The organism is Pseudarthrobacter scleromae (assembly GCF_014644515.1).
Taxonomy (GTDB): domain Bacteria; phylum Actinomycetota; class Actinomycetes; order Actinomycetales; family Micrococcaceae; genus Arthrobacter; species Arthrobacter scleromae.
Genome location: NZ_BMKV01000004.1, coordinates 478,002 through 495,473, shown reverse-complemented (window position 1 = coordinate 495,473; position 17,472 = coordinate 478,002). Strand labels below are relative to the sequence as shown.

General features: G+C 66.7%; 11 protein-coding genes. 5 read left to right on the top strand and 6 right to left on the bottom strand.

Going from position 1 to position 17,472, the window contains the following annotated elements; genetic code table 11:
- Window positions 1–24: 24 nt before the first annotated feature.
- Together IEX33_RS13105 and uvrA are read right to left on the bottom strand one after the other, a co-directional pair.
- Window positions 25–672 carry a LysM peptidoglycan-binding domain-containing protein gene (locus tag IEX33_RS13105; protein ID WP_188730817.1) on the bottom strand — a complete coding sequence of 216 codons (648 nt, stop codon included), beginning with the start codon at window positions 670–672 and terminating at the stop codon, window positions 25–27.
- A gap of 171 nt (window positions 673–843) precedes the next feature.
- On the bottom strand, window positions 844–3,420 hold the full coding sequence (gene uvrA / locus IEX33_RS13100; RefSeq protein ID WP_188730815.1) for an excinuclease ABC subunit UvrA: 2,577 nt from the start codon (window positions 3,418–3,420) through the stop codon (window positions 844–846).
- A gap of 48 nt (window positions 3,421–3,468) precedes the next feature.
- Between uvrA and IEX33_RS13095 the strand changes: the two genes are divergently transcribed.
- From IEX33_RS13095 to IEX33_RS13085, 3 genes are all read left to right on the top strand, one after another.
- Window positions 3,469–4,533: an adenosine deaminase gene (locus IEX33_RS13095; RefSeq protein ID WP_188730813.1), complete on the top strand. Its 1,065-nt coding sequence runs from the start codon at window positions 3,469–3,471 to the stop codon at window positions 4,531–4,533.
- A 254-nt stretch (window positions 4,534–4,787) separates the two neighbouring features.
- Window positions 4,788–5,705, top strand: coding sequence for a pullulanase X25 domain-containing protein (locus IEX33_RS13090; protein WP_188730811.1), 918 nt, complete (start codon window positions 4,788–4,790; stop codon window positions 5,703–5,705).
- 109 nt (window positions 5,706–5,814) lie between these two features.
- A complete protein-coding gene (locus IEX33_RS13085) occupies window positions 5,815–6,150 on the top strand; it encodes an acylphosphatase (RefSeq protein ID WP_188730809.1) in 336 nt (111 codons plus the stop codon).
- Between the two features lie 13 nt (window positions 6,151–6,163).
- Here the strand turns inward: IEX33_RS13085 and IEX33_RS13080 are convergent, their stop codons facing one another.
- The 3 genes from IEX33_RS13080 to IEX33_RS13070 form a co-directional block, all read right to left on the bottom strand.
- Window positions 6,164–9,799, bottom strand: a complete 3,636-nt coding sequence (locus tag IEX33_RS13080) for a TM0106 family RecB-like putative nuclease (protein ID WP_188730806.1) — start codon at window positions 9,797–9,799, stop codon at window positions 6,164–6,166.
- A 175-nt stretch (window positions 9,800–9,974) separates the two neighbouring features.
- The gene (locus IEX33_RS13075; protein ID WP_188730805.1) at window positions 9,975–11,174 is read right to left on the bottom strand and encodes a TerC family protein; all 1,200 of its coding nucleotides are present in this window, start codon (window positions 11,172–11,174) and stop codon (window positions 9,975–9,977) included.
- A 41-nt stretch (window positions 11,175–11,215) separates the two neighbouring features.
- On the bottom strand, window positions 11,216–12,889 hold the full coding sequence (locus IEX33_RS13070; protein ID WP_188730803.1) for a RecQ family ATP-dependent DNA helicase: 1,674 nt from the start codon (window positions 12,887–12,889) through the stop codon (window positions 11,216–11,218).
- A 221-nt stretch (window positions 12,890–13,110) separates the two neighbouring features.
- Between IEX33_RS13070 and IEX33_RS13065 the strand changes: the two genes are divergently transcribed.
- Window positions 13,111–15,438, top strand: a complete 2,328-nt coding sequence (locus tag IEX33_RS13065) for an FdhF/YdeP family oxidoreductase (RefSeq protein WP_188730801.1) — start codon at window positions 13,111–13,113, stop codon at window positions 15,436–15,438.
- A gap of 108 nt (window positions 15,439–15,546) precedes the next feature.
- Here IEX33_RS13065 and IEX33_RS13060 read toward each other — a convergent pair whose 3' ends face one another.
- Entirely contained in the window at window positions 15,547–15,876 is a 330-nt protein-coding gene (locus tag IEX33_RS13060) for a DUF6457 domain-containing protein (RefSeq protein ID WP_104186243.1), read from the bottom strand.
- A gap of 324 nt (window positions 15,877–16,200) precedes the next feature.
- On the opposite strand from IEX33_RS13060, the gene fdhA reads away from it, so the two are divergent.
- Complete coding sequence (gene fdhA, locus IEX33_RS13055) at window positions 16,201–17,418, top strand: formaldehyde dehydrogenase, glutathione-independent (protein WP_188730799.1); 1,218 nt, start codon at window positions 16,201–16,203, stop codon at window positions 17,416–17,418.
- Window positions 17,419–17,472 lie beyond the last annotated feature (54 nt).

The window sequence follows — 17,472 nt, the reverse complement described above, 5'->3', positions numbered from 1 at the left end:
GAAGGGCAGCTGCTTCGACAGCCACTAGGCCGGAAGCTGGATGACCTGTCCCGCGAATACAAGGTTGGGATCCGCAATGGTGTCCAGGTTGGCGTCGGCAAGGTGCTGCCAGCCGCCCTGGATCCCCAGCTTCTCAGCCACGATGCTCAACGTGTCCCCGGCCTGCAGCGTGTAGGTCTCTCCGCTGAGGGCCACGGCCGTTACGTGCTTCGCAACCGGAGCCGCCTGCACGGCGGGTGCGCTCTGCTGCACCGGTGCGGCCTGGACCGGAGCCGCCTGCACGGGTGCGCTCTGGACCGGAACGGACTGCGGCGCAACGCCGGTGCCGCTGCCGCTCAGGCCCAGCTGGGCGGAGCAGGAGGGCCAGGCGCCCCAGCCCTGCGAGGCCTGGACCCGCTCAGCTACGGCAATCTGCTGCTCGCGGCTGGCGTCAGCGGCGGAACCCGTGCCGCCGAAGGCAGCCCAGGTGGTGGGGCTGAACTGCAGGCCGCCGGAGTAGCCGTTGCCGGTGTTGATGGACCAGTTGCCGCTGCTCTCGCACTGTGCCAGGGCATCCCACGTGGAGGTGCTGGTGGCATTGGCAGCGGTGGCTGAGAGAGCCAGGCCTGCAGCGGAGATGGCGGCTACAGTTGCTCCGCGGCGTGCGGCAGTACGGAATTTGGTGTTTTTCATGATGGGTGATGCTCCTGAAGGCCACCTGCGCTGCTTCCGTCCCCGGAGATCATCGCGCCACTGCCCGCCCCTGACGAATAGAGGTCGTTTCGGTGGCTGCATGCTGGGCAGTTGTGGTGAAGGCAGCACCGGGCATTCATGGGTCCGCCAGCGGCGGGCATGCCTTTCACGCTAAGACATTGCGCCGCCGTTATCAAATCGAGATGTTTCTGGGCGTTGGCTGGTGATTCCCTGACCGAGCGCGGTTGCCAGGTACGGGGCGGTGCGGCTTTCGGTGGAACGGGCGACGGCGGCAGGCGTCCCGGTTGCCATGATCCGGCCGCCCTTGTCCCCTCCTGACGGGCCGAGGTCAATGACCCAGTCGGCGCCGGCAACCACGGCCATGTCGTGTTCAACCACCACCACTGAGTTGCCGGCGTCCACCAGGCCGTGGAGCTGTGCCATCAGGAGCTGCACGTCGGCGGGGTGCAGGCCGGTGGTGGGTTCATCCAGGAGGTAGAGGCTGTGGCCGCGCTGTGCCCGTTGCAGCTCCGTGGCCAGCTTGATTCGCTGCGCTTCCCCGCCTGAGAGCTCTGTGGCCGGCTGCCCCAGCCGCAGGTAGCCCAGGCCAACATCCCGCAGGCTCTTGAGGCTCCTGGCCGCAGCGGGCACGGCGGCCAGGAACCCGGATGCGGCATCCACCGTCATGGCCAGGACCTCGGCGATGTTCCGGCCGCGGTACTGCACCTCAAGGGTCTCAGGGTTGTAGCGGGACCCGGCGCACTCCGGGCACGGGCCGTAGCTGCCGGGAAGGAAAAGCAGTTCGACGGCGACGAACCCCTCGCCCTGGCAGGTTTCGCAGCGCCCGCCTGCCACGTTGAAGGAAAACCTGCCGGCGCCGAAGCCGCGGGTCCTGGCCTGCTCCGTGGCGGCGAATTCCTTGCGCACGGCGTCGAACAGCCCGGTGTAGGTGGCCAGGTTGGACCGCGGGGTCCGGCCGATGGGCTTCTGGTCCACAGTCACCAGGCGGTCAATGCGGTGGCTGCCGAGGACGCTGCCCAGCTCCAGGGGCTCCGCGGAGCCGTCCTGCTCCGCGGGGGTCCTGAGTCCTGAGCCCACAGCCTCGCCCAGGACCTTGCTCACCAGCGTGGACTTGCCGGAGCCGGATACCCCGGTGACCGCCGTCAGCACGCCCAGGGGGAACTCGGCATCCAGCCCGCGCAGGTTGTGCCGGGTGATGTCCTTCAGCTCCAGCCATTCCTCCGGTTTCCTGGCCCCGCCGGCACCGGAACTGCCGAGCGGGACGGATCCGCCGTCGTCGAACAGGAACGGCCTGGTAACGGACTCCTCAACCGAGGCGAGGCCGTCAACCGGCCCGCTGTAGAGCACTTCGCCGCCGCCTTCGCCGGCGCGGGGGCCCACGTCAACCAGCCAGTCCGCCCTGCGCACCACATCCATGTTGTGCTCCACCACGAACACCGAGTTGCCGGAGGACTTTAGCTGCTCCAGCACCTCCAGGAGCGGCTCGGCGTCGGCCGGATGAAGCCCGGCAGATGGCTCATCCAGCACGTAGATCACACCGAACAGGCCGGACCGCAGCTGCGTGGCAATCCTGAGCCGCTGCATCTCGCCCGGCGAAAGGGTGGGGGTGGCCCGGCCGAGCGCCAGATAACCGAGCCCGAGGTCCAGCAGGACCGTGATGCGCTGGAGCAGGTCGCGGGTTATGGCCACCGCCACCTCGTTGGACTCTCCGGAAAGCTGCGTGCGGGAGGCCGTACCGGCGTCGTCCAATACAGCGGTGGGACGGACAACCTCGGCGAGTTCCACCATGGGGAGCCCGTTGAGTTCCGCAATGGTCCTGCCCGCAAACGTGACGGCCAGGGCCTCGGGCACCAGGCCCGTCCCGGAACAGCGGGGGCACGGCCCGGACTCCATGAAGGCCAGTACGCGCTCACGCATGGAGGCGCTCTGCGAATCTGCCAGCGTATGGAGGACATAGCTCCTGGCGCTCCAGAAACGCCCCTTGTAGGGTTTGGCCACGCGGTCCCTCTGCGGTGTCACTTCCACCACGGGCTGTTCCTCGGTGAAGAGGATCCAGTCACGGTGTTTTTTGGGCAGCTTGCGCCACGGCACGTCGACGTCGTAGCCCAGGTGGGTGAGGATGTCCCGCAGGTTCTTCCCCTGCCAGGCACCCGGCCAGGCCGCGATGGCGCCGTCTCGGATGGTCAGGGACGGATCGGGGACCAGCGAGGACTCTGTCACGGTGTGCGCGACGCCCAGGCCGTGGCATTCCCGGCAGGCGCCGGCGGCGGTGTTGGGGGAGAAGGCGTCAGAGTCCAGCTGGGTGCTGCCGGCGGGGTACGTGCCCGCCCGGGAGAACAGCATGCGGAGGGAGTTGGAGAGCGTTGTGACGGTTCCCACCGTGGACCGGCTGCTGGGAGCGCCGCGGCGCTGTTGAAGGGCGACGGCGGGAGGCAGCCCGCTGATCAGCTCCACCTTGGGGTTGTGCCCCTGCTGGATCAGGCGGCGGGCGTAGGGGGCGACGGATTCGAAGTAGCGCCGCTGGGCCTCGGCATAGATGGTGCCGAACGCCAGGGAGGACTTGCCGGACCCGGAGACGCCGGTGAACGCCACGATCGCATCGCGCGGGACATCCACATCCACGTTGCGGAGATTGTTTTCGCGGGCTCCCCGGACCCGGACAAAGCCGTCGGTGGCCGGGGCAGGAACCGGGTACTGCAGGTCATCAGCGTGCTTAGCGTTCTGCATTGGTTCGACTCTAGTGGTGATTCCGGCGCGGGGCATTATCCTGACCCGATGGATAACTTTGCCGGCGGCACTGCCGTGCCCGAAACAGAACTGGACGCAGCAGAGCTGGAAGTCCCCGCCAGGATCCTCCCGGTGGCCGAGCTGCACCTGCACATTGAGGGAACCCTCCAGCCGGAGCTGATCTTCGCGCTCGCGGAGCGGAACGGCATCGCGCTCCCGTATGCAGGTCTGGACGAGCTGCGGGAACGGTACGAGTTCACGGACCTGCAGTCCTTCCTCGACCTGTACTACGCCAACATGGCAGTGCTGCAGACGGAGCAGGACTTCGCCGATATGACCCGCGCCTACCTTGAGCGGGCCGCTGCCGCAGGGGTGCGGCATGCCGAAATCATGATGGACCCACAGGCGCACTTCTCGCGCGGCATCCCGCTGGAAACGTGCGTCAACGGCGTTGCGTCCGTCCTGGCCACGTCCCAGGAGGAGTTCGGGATCTCCACGCTGCTGATTTCCGCCTTCCTGCGGGACCTCTCCGAGGAATCCGCGCTGGAGGTCCTGGACGGCCTGCTGGCCATGAACGCTCCGATTGCTGCCATTGGCTTGGACTCCGCCGAGGTGGGAAACCCGCCGTCCAAGTTCGAGCGGCTCTATGCAAAAGCCCGCGAGGCAGGGCTGCGGCTGACCGCACACGCGGGGGAGGAGGGGCCGGCGTCGTACATTATCGAGGCCCTGGACATCCTGGGCGTGGAGCGGATCGACCACGGCATCCGCTGCATGGACGATCCGGATTTGGTGGAGCGCCTGGTGGATGCGCGCATCCCGCTGACGGTATGCCCGCTCTCCAACGTTCGGCTCCGGGCCGTGGACACCCTGGCAGACCATCCACTTCCTGCCATGCTGGCGGCCGGCCTGAACGTGTCCGTGAACTCCGATGATCCGGCCTACTTTGGCGGCTACGTGGACGACAACTTTGCCCAGCTTGGGTTGGTCTTTGAGCTCTCCGACTTCGACAAGGCGAGGCTCGCCGCGAACTCCATCCACTCGTCCTTTGCTTCCGAGGAGCGGAAGGCGGAGCTGCTGGACGAACTGAATGGCGGGGATGTGGTGCACCCCTAACGTGTCCGAGGCAACAGCAGCGCCGTCGTACCGCTAAACTGGGTGCCGCAGGCGTGTCCGGGAAGTGCAGTGCGGCACCCATGTCAGCGCTCAAGGGTTGTGCAGCCAGCCCGTTTCCCGAGACCTCAGCCTCACTTGTTGGGACGTCCGCTTAATAGTCGGTCACGACACGCAGTGTTAACCATTTCAAGTCGCGCGATTTAACGGGCAGTTGGCAAGATGCCTAAGACCGATCGCTTTTATAAAGGGGAATCATGGCCAAGTCCACCGCAGAAAACACCTTCCTTCGACTCAAGACCGTGCTGGATGTCCTGACCGAAGGTGTGTGGTCCGGCGATGCACTGAACGCGGGCCAGGTCCTCGCCGAGGCAACGGCCCGGGTCCCGTTCAACGAGCATGAAGCCGAGCTGCTCAGCGGCGGCATTCCCCGCGGCCACAAGACGCTCACCTCGGCCACCGCCAAGCTGGTCAAGGCCGGCTGGCTGGTCAAGGGCCGCTCCGGCTGGACCATCACCGACGAAGGCATGCGCGCCACCGTCGCCTTCCCGGACGCTGTCTCCTTCGCCAGCGCGCTCGACGCCGGCACGCCCATCCCCGCCGACGTCCAGGTTCCCACCGCTCCCGAGGGCTTCGTCCGGAAGACCACCGCGGTTCCTGAAACGGCAGCTGCCGGCACGGACATTAAGAAGACCACCAAAAAGACGCCTGCCAAGAAGGCTGCTGCCGCCGTTGGCAAGGCAGCCAAGGTGCTCGAAGACGCCGTCGAACCCGTGGTGAAGGCTGTCCGCAAGGGCAAGGCGCCGGCCACAACGGAGGAAGCTGCCGCTCCCGCAGCGCCGGAGGCCTTCGAGGACGCGGACGTCGAGACGCACCCGCAGCCCGAAGCCGTGGCTGTTGCCGGCGACTTCAATACCTTCCTGGGCGCTCCGGAGAACTGGGCGCCGCAGTATGACGAAGCGCAGATGGAGTTCGATTTCCTGGACCAGATCTGGAAGAAGAGCGCCGAACTGCCCGCCGGTTTCTACACCTTCAAGATCGCCATCAACCGCTCCTGGGATGAGAACTACGGCGCTTTCGGTGCGTTCGACGGCCCCAACCACGAACTGCACCATGCCGGCGGCACCGTCACCATCCGCTACAACCACAGCACCCGCGACATCACCATCAACTAACGGGTTGCCCGCCCGCCCAACCAGGTAGCAGTTAATGTCGTTTTGGAGGCTCAAAATGACACTTACTGCTACCTGGTTGGGCCGGCGGCGCTGACTTAGGGGAGGCACCATGGCGAGGCACGCAGGGCCGTCATCCGGAGCACCTGATGGGCGGGACAATGACGCTGCGGCGGGCGCGGTCCGGCTGGAGGCGCGCGTTTTCGGCATGGTGCAGGGAGTGGGCTTCCGCTTCTGGACCATGGGCAAAGCGGAAGAACTGGGCCTGGTCGGCGAAGTGACGAATCTCGGCGACGGTTCGGTCGCCGTGGTTGCCGAGGGCCCCGAGCCACAGGTCCGGGCGCTTCTCGACTGGCTGAATTCCCGGAACACCCCCGGGCGGGTGGAGCGGGTTGAGGACTCGCTCTCCGTAGCCCAAGGCAACTTCCGCGGGTTCAGGGCCCACTGACCCGCATCTCCCGTCAGGCGCGCGGGCTAAGGCCCAGGAACGCGCCCAGCTCCTCCAGGGCTGCGGGCCGGTGCGGCATGTAGCTTGTGAGCTCGGGGGAGCGGATGATGACTGCCCGCCACTGCCCCCGCGAGACGGCAACATTGATCCGGTTCCTGTTCAGCAGGAACTCGGCTCCCCGCGGCGCTTCAGCCACGGCCGAGCACGCCATGGACACGAGCACCACGGGTGCTTCCTGCCCCTGGAACTTGTCCACCGTCCCCACCCGGACCTGCGGCAGGCCGGCTTCCTCCAGTGCCTTGCGGACCAGATGGACCTGGGCATTGTAGGCGGCCACCACCAGCAGGTCCTGCTGCCCGAGGGGCCGGAACTCATTCTCGGCACCAGGCTTCCACTTCAGGCCCAGGTGCCGCCGTGCCTGCCGGACCACCGCAGCGGCCTCCTCCGGGGATGCGGTGGTATTGCCGGAGTGTTCCACGAACACGGTTTCGACGCCGGGCGGCAGCTCCTCGAGGCTGCGCAGCGAAGCCGCCGGTGCGGACTGCAGCTTTCCTTCATAGCTGAGCCGGGACACCGCACGGCACAGGTCCGGATGCATCCGCCAGCTGTCTGCCAGGAAGTACCCAAGGCTCGCAGGCAGGGTGGCGTGCCCCGCGGCCAGCCAGCCCAGCGCCGATTCATCCACCGGCTCAGGGTGGGCACCCTGGGTGACCTGGGGCAGCTGCTGCGGATCACCGAGCAGGAGGAGCCGCTTGGCCGCCCGCGCAACGGCAAGGGTGTTGGCCAGCGAAAACTGTCCGGCCTCGTCGATCACCAGGAGGTCCAGCGAGCCAGCCGGGACCTCCTTGCCCGTCATGGTCCACGCGGTGCCGCCCACCAGGCAGCCGCCGGGGGATGCGAGCAGCTGGGCGACGTCGCCGTCCCCCGTGCGGGTCCACGGGACGTCGTGCGGCGCAGCCAGCTTCTTGGCCACGGCCGAGGGGGAGACGCCGCCCGTGTCGATGGCACGGCAGAGCAGGTTTTCCACCACGTTGTGCGACTGGCCCACCACGCCAATCTTCCAGCCACCGGCCACCAGGCTGCCGATGACGTGGGCGCCCACGTAGGTCTTTCCGGTGCCGGGTGGACCCTGGACGGCCAGGTAGGAGTGCTCAAGGTCCCGGAGCGACGCCGTGATGGCTGCGGCGTAATCCGGGGAGCCCACGGTGTCATGGCGTACCTCCACCGGGCCGGGCAGCGTGCGCAACCGCGGGGCCTTTTTCCGCAGGATGTCCAAGCCGGGGTGGGGTGGCAGCGACGGCACGGAGGAACCAACCGTGCGGGCAAGCTCGGCGATGGCAGCCTCAATGCTGGTGGTGGCCAGCGGCTGGTCCTCAGTGAGCGCGATGGGAAGGTTCGGGTAGGCGGCCACCTTTCCGGTCTCCCGCTCGGCCACGGTGATGATGGTGTGCTCCGGGTTGTCAGGCGCCGGGGCGACGTCGCTGATCCTCGTCCCAAACGAGAAAGCCCGTGCGCCTGGAGCAGCATCCGGGGCCGCCATGCCTTCCGGTGGCGGCGCGTCGTAGAGCCGGCACCACGTGGAGTCCGCGCGGAAGTCCGAGCCCTCCGTCATAGTGCCGCGCAGCCGGAGGGTCCGGGTCCGCATCCGTTCCCGGGGTTTGGCCAGCGCCCAGTCCGAGGCAACCTCCGCCGACGACACCAGGAACACGTTTCGCTGGTCCGCCCAGTTCTCGGCTGGTGCCTCGACCCGATCGAAGTGCTGCCACCAGAACTGCTTGCGTTCGCGGCGGTGGTAGCCGGTGGCGGCGGCCACCATGGCGATGGCGCGTTCGTCGTCAGTCCAGGCCCGGTCCTCCGGCAGGCCTGCCAGGTATTCGCGCAGCGTGGTTTCCTCAGGAGTTTCCTGGGCCGCTTCCGGGCGTGTTTCCTGTTTCGTTTCCCGGTCCGCGTCCCCTGCCGCTGCTGGCAGGCGGGTCTCGGCCTCTCCGGCTGCCGTTCCGCCGGCCTGCCTGGCGACGTCCAGTAACCAGTCCCGAAGCCGGAGCGTGGACAGGCAGTCGTATTGGTTGTAGTCCGAGATGGACGCCAGGACCTTGCCTGCCTCGGCGTGATCCCCCGCGTCCCTGGCCGCGCAGTAGGCGGCGTAGGCCACCACAGACGCGCCGGCGTCTTTGACGTCACCCGAGCGAAGGTTGCTGCCCATGTACAGCGGTTCCAGTTTCTTGATGGAGTAGGACGCCTCAGAGATGCGCAGCGACTGCCGGACCGTGGCGTAAAGATCTACCAGCAGCCCTTCCCGCAGCCAGGAGTCCACGGTGTCCTCCCCGGCCTGGTGTGCCAGGGAGAGGTTGCGCAGGGCCGTTTTTTCATAGGCGGCGTAGTGGTAGACGTGCATGTCCGGGTAGCGGGCGCGGCGTTCTTCCACGTAGGCGAGGAAGTCCAGGAAAGCGCGGCGCTCCTCGGACCGGGAATGGGCCCAGAACGGGCGGAACACGGGATCGCCGGGATGGTCCGCGTCCGGCGCCTCAACAACGCCGAACAGGTACTCGATGCCCCAGGCGCCGGTAGCCGGATCCTGCCAGAGGGGATCGCCCTCGAAATCGAAGAAGATGTCCCCCGGGCTGGGCGGTGGGAGCAAGCCTATGGTGTTGTCAGGCAGGACGGTGAACGAGACGGTGTGGGGCCTGCCGTCCTTGGTGAAGGTCCGGGACCCCGCCACCGCGTCCAGCCCCAGTTGCATCCGCGCCTGGGCCCGCAGCCGGACCACGGAATTCCTGGCGTCGGCGGCAGGCATCGCCGCCAGTTCATCGATGGTGGTGATGCCTGCCGCGTGGAGCTTCTTCCGCTGCACCACGGACATTCCGGCCACCATCAGCAGGTCCCGGTGCGCCTGGACCTGCTCGGCGCAGTAGTCGCACCGGCCGCAGTGGACGATCCCCGGTTGCTGCCACTTCACGGTAGCCTCACCTGCCCTGTGCTCCGCGGTCAGCTCGCGGAAGCGCCGGCGCCGTTCACGGAAAACCGGCAACAGGTCGGGAAGGGAGTGGCTGCTGCGGAGCCAGTCTTCGCCCACGCGGGTCGCCAGTACCAGGGTGACCACCGGCGAGGGGTCCAGCCCCATCCCTAGCAGTTGGTCGCCGTAGGCCGCGAGCTGCAGGAGGGCACCCACCTTTGCATGCCGCGCCAGTTTGGTGTCCCAGACCTCGTACCGGCCCGGGCTGCCTGTGCCCGCGGCCTCGTTGACCAGGAAGTCCGCGTAACCCAGGAACTCCCCGTCAAAGAAGGTGGCCTGGAACACCACGTCAGCCCCGGACCGCAGGGCGAGCTCGGTCTCCGCATGCTTGGCCTGCAGGTCCCCGCGCAGGTTCTGGCCGCGTTCGAGCGAATAGACGCCGGCGCCGTGGCTGGCATCCCACTCTCCGTACCGTGCAACCAGGCTGGCCAGGACGGTCTGCTCGTGCCGGTCGCCCAGCTCGCCGGCGCGGACCTGCATCTCGTCCGCGGGGAACTCCGCCTTGGGGGTACGGCCCAGTTTCTCGTCCAGGATCCGGAGCGTGCGGTACTCACACTCGCTGGCGGCAACCAGGTCGCTGGCCGAAAACACCAGGTCCGGCGGCGCGCCGGCCGCTGCGGCTTCGAGCAAGAACACGGGGCCTCCCCATCGACAGCCGGGCTGTCATCGCCGGGCCGGAAGCGGTTCCCCTGGCCCTGGTCCAAACGTAGCAAGGGGCACTGACAAACAGACAAGCTTCAAAGTAGGTAGCAGCAAGTGTCGTTCTGAGCCCTCAAAACGACACTTGCTGCTACCTGGTTGGGTGGGACGATCAGTTTTCGGCGGCCGCCCGCACCTGGGCTTTGTCGTGTTCGTCGTGGGCTTTCCGCAGCAGGTCAAGGAACTCGGTCTCGTTGCGGATGAGCCGCTTGTACTTCTCCGGAAGCTTGCGGATCTCGTTCTCCTCGCGGCACATCGCGGCGAAGATCTTGTCCCGCTCGTTCATGTCCGTCTCGTAGTTGAGGTCCAGGTACTCGACGGCGTGCCGCCGGGCGCCGGAAACGGCATTCTTGGCCTTGCCCTTGGGGCTGAAGATGGACGCCAGGACCGTGATCACCAGGACGCCGAGGATGACGCTCAGCGAAACGCCCGTGCTGACTTCCACCACGCTGACGTGCTCGCCGTCGTTGATGAACGGCAGGGTGTTCTCGTGCAGGGCGTGCAGGATGAGCTTCACGCCGATGAAACCCAGGATGACGGCGAGGCCGTAGGACAGGAAGATCAGCCGGTCCAGCAGTCCGTCGATCAGGAAGTAGAGCTGGCGCAGGCCCATCAGGGAAAACGCCGTGGCCGTGAAGACAATAAAGACGTTCTGGGTCAGGCCAAAGATCGCCGGGATGGAGTCCAGCGCAAACAGGATGTCCGTGCCGCCGATTGCCACCATCACCAGGAGCATCGGGGTCAGGACGCGCTTGCCGTTCTCAACGGTGAACAGCTTGTCGCCGTCGTAGTGTTCGGACGCCGGCAGGAACTTCTTGGCGAGCCGGACCACCAGGCCCTCGGAGTCGTCGTCGTGGCTGCCCGGCTTGAGCAGGTTTCCGGCGGTGATCAGCAGGATCAGGCCGAAGATGTAGAACACCCACGCGAAGCTGTTGATCAGCGCAGCGCCCAGGAGGATGAAGCCCGTGCGGGCGATCAGGGAGAAGACGATGCCGAACAGCAGCACCTTCTGCTGGTCCGCGCGGGGTACCCGGAAGCTGGCCATGATGATCAGGAACACGAAGAGGTTGTCCACGGACAGTGCCTTCTCCGTGATGTACCCGGCGAAGTATTCGGTACCCATGGTGGGTCCGCCGAACAGCAAAACGCCCAGTCCGAAGAGCACCGCGATGCCCACATAGATCGAGGACCAGATGGCAGCTTCCTTGAGCGAGGGCGTGTGGGCCTTGCGCACATGGAAGAAGAAATCGAAAGCCAGCAGGCCCACGATTCCGGCAATGGTCAGGGTCCAAACATAAGCAGGTACTTCCATGCTGCGGGCCTTTCGTCGGAGTCTCCTTAAAGCCTACCCACCTATGCCGGCTTCAGGAGTTCGTGTTCCACAACGGCGGCGCGCGAGAGGGTCTTGTAGCCCTCGTGTTCGAACAGGACGGTGATGACGTCCTCCTCGTGCCGCATCACCAGGCCCGGTCCCCACTCTTTGTGGACCACGGCGGACTGAAGCGGGAACGGTTCCGCCGCCCGGCCACCCGAGGCGGCGCCGCCGTCGTCCGCCCTGTCACTTGCGGGGTGCCGGGCGGCGTCGGCGCAGGCATCGCAGTTGCCGCACGCCTCCGCCAGCTCCTCGCCGAAATAGCCCAGCAGGAACTGGTGGCGGCAGCCGTCCGCCTCGGCATAGGCGCGCATCATGGTGAGCCGGGACTGGTCAACGCGCTGGCGGGCTTCTGCGAGTTCGACGGCGCCGCGCACCAAGGCGGGCAGCTTGGCTTTGGAGGCCAGCCGGACACCGCGCTTGCCAAGCGAGACAGCGCCGGTTTCCTCCAGCTGGTTCAGCAGCCCGGTGATGCGCCGGGACGGAAGCCCCGTGAGATCAGGCAACGCCGACTTGGGCGTGGGCCCGCCCGCTGCCTTGAGTACTTTCAGCAGCGCCAGCAGCGAGTCGGGATCGGGGGAGTGGGTGGCGAAGAACTTCCGCAGGCCCAGGTCCTCCGAGCGGTAGTGGAGCACGGCGGACGCAGGTTCCCCGTCACGTCCGGCCCTGCCGATTTCCTGGTAGTAGGAGTCCAGCGATTCCGGAATGTCCGCATGGACCACGAAGCGCACGTTGGGTTTATCGATCCCCATGCCGAAAGCGGTGGTGGCCACCACCACGTCGAGGCCGTCCGACAGGAACTGTTCGTGGATGTGCTCCCGGTCTGCCGCGGAACGGCCGGCGTGGTACGCCTCCGTGCGCAGCCCATCCTTGCACAATTTTGCAGCGTACTTCTCGGTGTCCTTGCGGGTGGCGGCGTAGAGGAGCCCATGCCCGTCGCGGGCCAAGGCGGCCACCTGCTTCAGCACGGCCTTGCGTTTGTCCTTGTCCTCGTGGTGGCGCACGACGTCCAGCCTGATGTTGGGCCGGTCGAATCCGCGGACCAGGACCAGCGGGTCCTCCATGCGCAGCCGCGCCACGATTTCGTCCCGGACCGGGGGTGATGCGGTGGCGGTGAGGGCGGCCACGGGAGGATTGCCGAGCTGTTCGCGGACGTGGCCCAGGCCGAGGTAGTCGGGGCGGAAATCGTGGCCCCAGGACGAGACGCAGTGGGCCTCATCCACCACGAACAGGGAAATGCCCAGGGCTGCGATGCGGTTCACAGTCTTGTGCTTGGCCAGCTGCTCCGGGGCCAGGAACAGGAATGTGGCTGTGCCGCTTTCCACCGCCTGCCAGGCCGCCTCCACCTCGGAATCACTGTGGGAGGAGTTGACAGCCACTGCCGCACCCGGACCCAGGTCCCCGTCCAGCCCCTCCAGCTGGTCCTCTTGCAGGGCAATGAGCGGGGAAACCACGACGGCGGGACGTCCCGTGGTGTTGTGCAGGTGCTGCGCCGCGACCTGGTAGATCGCGGATTTGCCATAGCCGGTGGGCATGACGGCCAGGACGTCGCGGCCGGCGGCGAGGGCTGCCATGCCGGCCAGCTGGCCGTCCCGCAGGTGGGGCAGGGAGAAAGAGGAGGCCGCGAGGGCGGCAAGGGCAAGATCGTCGGACATGGGGGGCTCCGCGCAGAGTGGTTCCTCCGGCCGCTTGCTTCAGCCAAGGTAACCAGCCTAACGCCAGCCGCGTGCCGCCGTCGTCCGTTGCCCATGGTGCCCGCCGGGCAGGGGAGCCGCCTCCTTGACTTCCCCGCCACCCTGAACAAGTGTGGGGAAGGAACCGGCCCGCCGAAACATCGGAAGACGGCCGCGCCTGCAGAACGCAAGGAGAACCAGCCGTGACGCGCAAGAATCCCGAAGTTGAAGAGGCCGACGAATCCGACATTGAAGTCAGCGGCCACCCGAAGACATGGGCAGCGGGAGTGCCGGGCGTCTACCATTCCATGCAGCCGGCTCTGAAGCACATGGGCCTGGAACGGTCCAGGAAGACACTTTTGGCGCTGAACCAGAAGGATGGGTTCGACTGCATGAGCTGCGCGTGGCCGGACCCGGGCCACCGCAAGACGTTCGAATTCTGCGAAAACGGCGCCAAGGCCGTGACGTGGGAGGCCACCCCGGTGGTGATTGGCTCCGACTTCTGGCAGGAGCACCCCGTCAGCGAACTGCTGAAGCGCTCCGAATACTGGCTGGGCATGCAGGGACGCCTGACCGAGCCGGTGTACAAACCAGCAGGGGAGGACCACTACCGGCCCGTCAGCTGGGACGAGGCGTTCGGGATCATTGCGGACAAGCTGACGTCCCTGCCCAGCCCGGACCAGGCCGCCTTCTACACCAGCGGCCGCACCTCGAACGAGGCCGCCTTCCTCTACCAGCTGTTCATCCGCGGGTACGGCACCAACAACCTGCCGGACTGCTCCAACATGTGCCACGAGTCCTCCGGCTGGGGCATGGGCCAGACCATCGGCGTGGGCAAGGCCACGGTTTCCTATGACGACTTCGCCAAGGCGGACCTGATCATCATCATGGGCCAGAACCCGGGAACCAATCATCCGCGGATGCTCACCGCACTGGAGGAGGCGAAGGAAGCGGGTGCAAGCATCGTGGCGGTCAACCCGCTGCCTGAGGCCGGGCTGATGCGCTACAAAAACCCGCAGAAGGTCAAGGGCATCATCGGCCGCGGCACCGATCTGGCGGACCAGTTCCTCCATATCCGGATCGGCGGGGACATGGCGCTGCTGCAGGCGGTGTCCCGGCGGGTCCTCGACGCCGAGGCCGCCAACCCAGGAACCGTGCTGGACCATCAGTTCCTCGAAGAACACTGCCAGGGCCTCGAGGAGCTGCGGGCGCACCTTGCCGAATTGGACGAGGCAGCGGTCCTGGAAGCCACCGGCCTGCGGGCCGAGGAAATCGACGAACTGGCCGACCGCTACCTCCGTGCGGAGAAGGTCATCATCACGTGGGCTATGGGCATCACCCAGCACAAAAAGGGTGTGGCCACCATCAAGGAGATCATCAACCTGCTGCTGCTGCGCGGCAACATCGGCAAGCCCGGCGCGGGCGCCTCACCCATCCGCGGGCACAGCAACGTCCAGGGGGACCGCACTATGGGCATCTGGGAGCAGATGCCGCCGGCGTTCCTGGACGCCCTGGGCAAGGAGTTCAGCTTCGAACCGCCGCGGGAGCACGGGGCGGACGCGGTGGAAACCATCAGGCAGATGCGCGACGGCGGGATCAAGGTTTTCATCGCGATGGGCGGGAACTTCGTGGGCGCCATGTCCGACACCCGTGCTGCCGAGGCGGCGATGAGCGGCACGGACCTCTCCGTCCAGATCTCAACGAAACTGAACCGGTCCCACGCCGTGACCGGCTCCGAGGCGTTGATCCTGCCCACGCTGGGCCGCACCGAAATCGACATGCAGGAGTCCGGCCCGCAGTTCGTCTCGGTGGAGGACACGGTCTGTGCCGTGCACGCCTCCCACGGCACCGTTGCACCGGTGGCCCCGAACCTGCTCTCCGAGGTGGCGATTGTCTGCCAGCTGGCGCAGCGTGTGCTGGGAGACAGGATTTCCGCAGACTGGGCCGGATTCCAGAAGGACTACGACCTGATCCGCGAGCATATCTCCCACGTGGTGGTGGGCTGCGAGGACTACAACCGGAAGATCCGGCAGGAAGGCGGCTTCGTCCTGCCCAACGGGCCCCGCGATTCCCGCACGTTCAACACCCCCACCGGCAAGGCCATGCTCACCGTCAACGAACTGGAACATGTGGAGCGTCCGGCCGGCACCCTGATCCTGCAGAGCATGCGCTCGCACGACCAGTTCAACACCACCATCTACGGCCACAACGACCGGTACCGGGGGATCAAGAAGGGCCGCGAGGTGGTGTTCGTGAATCCGGAGGACCTGGCCGAGCTGGGGCTTGAAGACGGGCAGCACGTGGATGTGCGCGGCGTGTATCCGGACAACGTGGAGCGGGTCCTGCGGAACTACCGCCTGGTGTCCTACCCGTCAGCGCGGGGATGCGCGGCCGCCTACTATCCGGAAGCGAATGTCCTGGTGCCGCTGGAGAGTGTGGCGGAAGGCAGCCAGACGCCGGTCTCCAAAGCCGTGATCGTAAAGCTGGAGCCCATTACCGCGCTCGAGGAGGAGCCGACCGCCGCGGGCTAGGGTGCCTGGCCCGCACGAGCGGCCCGCGCCCGCATAAGCGGCCCGCGCCCGCATAAGCGGCCCGCGCCCGCATAAGCGGCCCGCGCCCGCATAAGCGGCCCGGGGCCGCTATTGGGCTGTGTCCGCCCAGCCCTTGCTGGAGGGGCCGCCGTCGTGCCCGTCTTCGCACAGCTGGAACGCCACGTCTGCTGCTTTCGCTATAGAGGCCGTTGATGCTTCCTTGGTGCCTGCACTGCCCGTGCCGGCTTCCAGCCCGGCGGCGTAGCCCACCATGAACGTGGTGATCGGGGCTGCGGCATGGGTAACGGAGTCGGCAGACTTGCGGGCCAGGTCCAGGAGCAAATCGTGGTCCACCTTCAGGTCCAGGATCTGCAGCGCCTGGGCCAGCCGGTTGCTCCATTGGTCCAGGATCTGCATTTCGTCCTCGTTGGCTGGCATGTCCGCTCCTTGGTTAACGTCAGTGTCGGGACAGTGGATCGTCCTCCGTGCCGAGACTACAAGGCTTCGCAGCGGAAGTCATCGGTTCCGGCGGATGCCCGCGTAACCCCCAATCCACAAACAGGTAGTCAGCCGGGCTTACCACCCCTAGATATGGCGGCGGTCCGTGCTTAGACTGGGCGCACCCCACTCCGGGAAGCTCTCCGGCAACTGATCCCCAGCCATCAGCAGATGCTGGACGGTGCCTGTCCGGCGGGGCGTGCATCACCACTCATGAATCACGGCCGCCCTACCGGGCGATCCGTGGGATAACAGGAGAAAAAGATGACAGGGAACAAAGCCGTTGCCTACAAGGGGCCAGGGAAAGTCGAACTGATCGACATCGACTACCCCACGTTCGAACTGAAGGACGGGCCGGGCGTCAACCCGGCAAACGTCGGGCGCGCCGTCAACCATGGCGTGATCCTGAAGACAGTGGCCACCAACATCTGTGGCTCGGACCAGCACATGGTGCGCGGCCGCACCACCGCACCGCCGGACCTGGTGCTGGGGCATGAGATCACCGGCGAAGTGGTGGAAGTTGGCCGCGACGTTGAATTCATCAAGGTAGGGGACCTTTGTTCAGTCCCGTTCAACATTGCCTGCGGCCGTTGCCGGAACTGCAAGGAGCGCAAGACGGGCATCTGCCTGAACGTGAACCCGGACCGCCCGGGCAGCGCCTACGGTTACGTGGACATGGGCGGTTGGGTGGGCGGCCAGGCCAACTACGTGCTGGTGCCGTATGCCGACTGGAACCTGCTGAAGTTCCCGGACAAGGACCGGGCCATGGAGAAAATCCTGGACCTGGCCATGCTTTCGGACATCTTCCCCACGGGATTCCACGGTGCCGTGAGTGCCGGCGTGGGGGTGGGTTCCACGGTGTACATCGCGGGGGCCGGTCCCGTGGGCCTGGCAGCGGCCACCAGCGCACACCTGCTGGGCGCCGCCGTCGTGATTGTTGGCGACCTGAACGAGGACAGGCTGGCGCGGGCGCGCAGCTTCGGCTGCGAAACGGTGGACCTCACCAAGGGGGGACCGGCGGAGCAGATTGAACAGATCCTGGGCGTACCGGAAGTGGACTGCGGCGTGGACGCGGTGGGCTTCGAAGCACGCGGCCACGGACACGGCAAGGACGCCGAAGAGGCTCCGGCCACGGTGCTGAACTCGTTGATGGACATCACCGCTGCCGGCGGTGCGCTGGGCATCCCGGGGCTGTACGTGACGGGCGATCCGGGCGGCGTTGACGAGGCAGCCAAGAAGGGTGCCCTGAGCCTGAGCCTGGGTACCGGTTGGGCGAAGTCGCTGAGCTTCACCACGGGCCAGTGCCCCGTGATGAAGTACAACCGGCAACTGATGATGGCCATCCTGAACGACAAGGTGCACATCGCCAAGAACGTGAACGCCAAGGCCATCACGCTGGAGGAGGCGCCCCAGGGCTACGCGGAGTTCGACGCCGGCGCGGCCACCAAGTACGTCCTCAACCCGAACGGCTACCTGAGCTAGGCCGGAACGGGCCAGGCGCCGCCGCAGACGGGGCGGCGGACGGTGATGTCCGGT

Coding starts and splice junctions, on each gene's coding strand:
- IEX33_RS13105 (WP_188730817.1), bottom strand. CDS start 672: ATGAAAAACACCAAATTCCGTACTGCCGCACGCCGCGGAGCAACTGTA.
- uvrA (WP_188730815.1), bottom strand. CDS start 3,420: ATGCAGAACGCTAAGCACGCTGATGACCTGCAGTACCCGGTTCCTGCC.
- IEX33_RS13095 (WP_188730813.1), top strand. CDS start 3,469: ATGGATAACTTTGCCGGCGGCACTGCCGTGCCCGAAACAGAACTGGAC.
- IEX33_RS13090 (WP_188730811.1), top strand. CDS start 4,788: ATGGCCAAGTCCACCGCAGAAAACACCTTCCTTCGACTCAAGACCGTG.
- IEX33_RS13085 (WP_188730809.1), top strand. CDS start 5,815: ATGGCGAGGCACGCAGGGCCGTCATCCGGAGCACCTGATGGGCGGGAC.
- IEX33_RS13075 (WP_188730805.1), bottom strand. CDS start 11,174: ATGGAAGTACCTGCTTATGTTTGGACCCTGACCATTGCCGGAATCGTG.
- IEX33_RS13070 (WP_188730803.1), bottom strand. CDS start 12,889: ATGTCCGACGATCTTGCCCTTGCCGCCCTCGCGGCCTCCTCTTTCTCC.
- IEX33_RS13060 (WP_104186243.1), bottom strand. CDS start 15,876: ATGCCAGCCAACGAGGACGAAATGCAGATCCTGGACCAATGGAGCAAC.
- fdhA (WP_188730799.1), top strand. CDS start 16,201: ATGACAGGGAACAAAGCCGTTGCCTACAAGGGGCCAGGGAAAGTCGAA.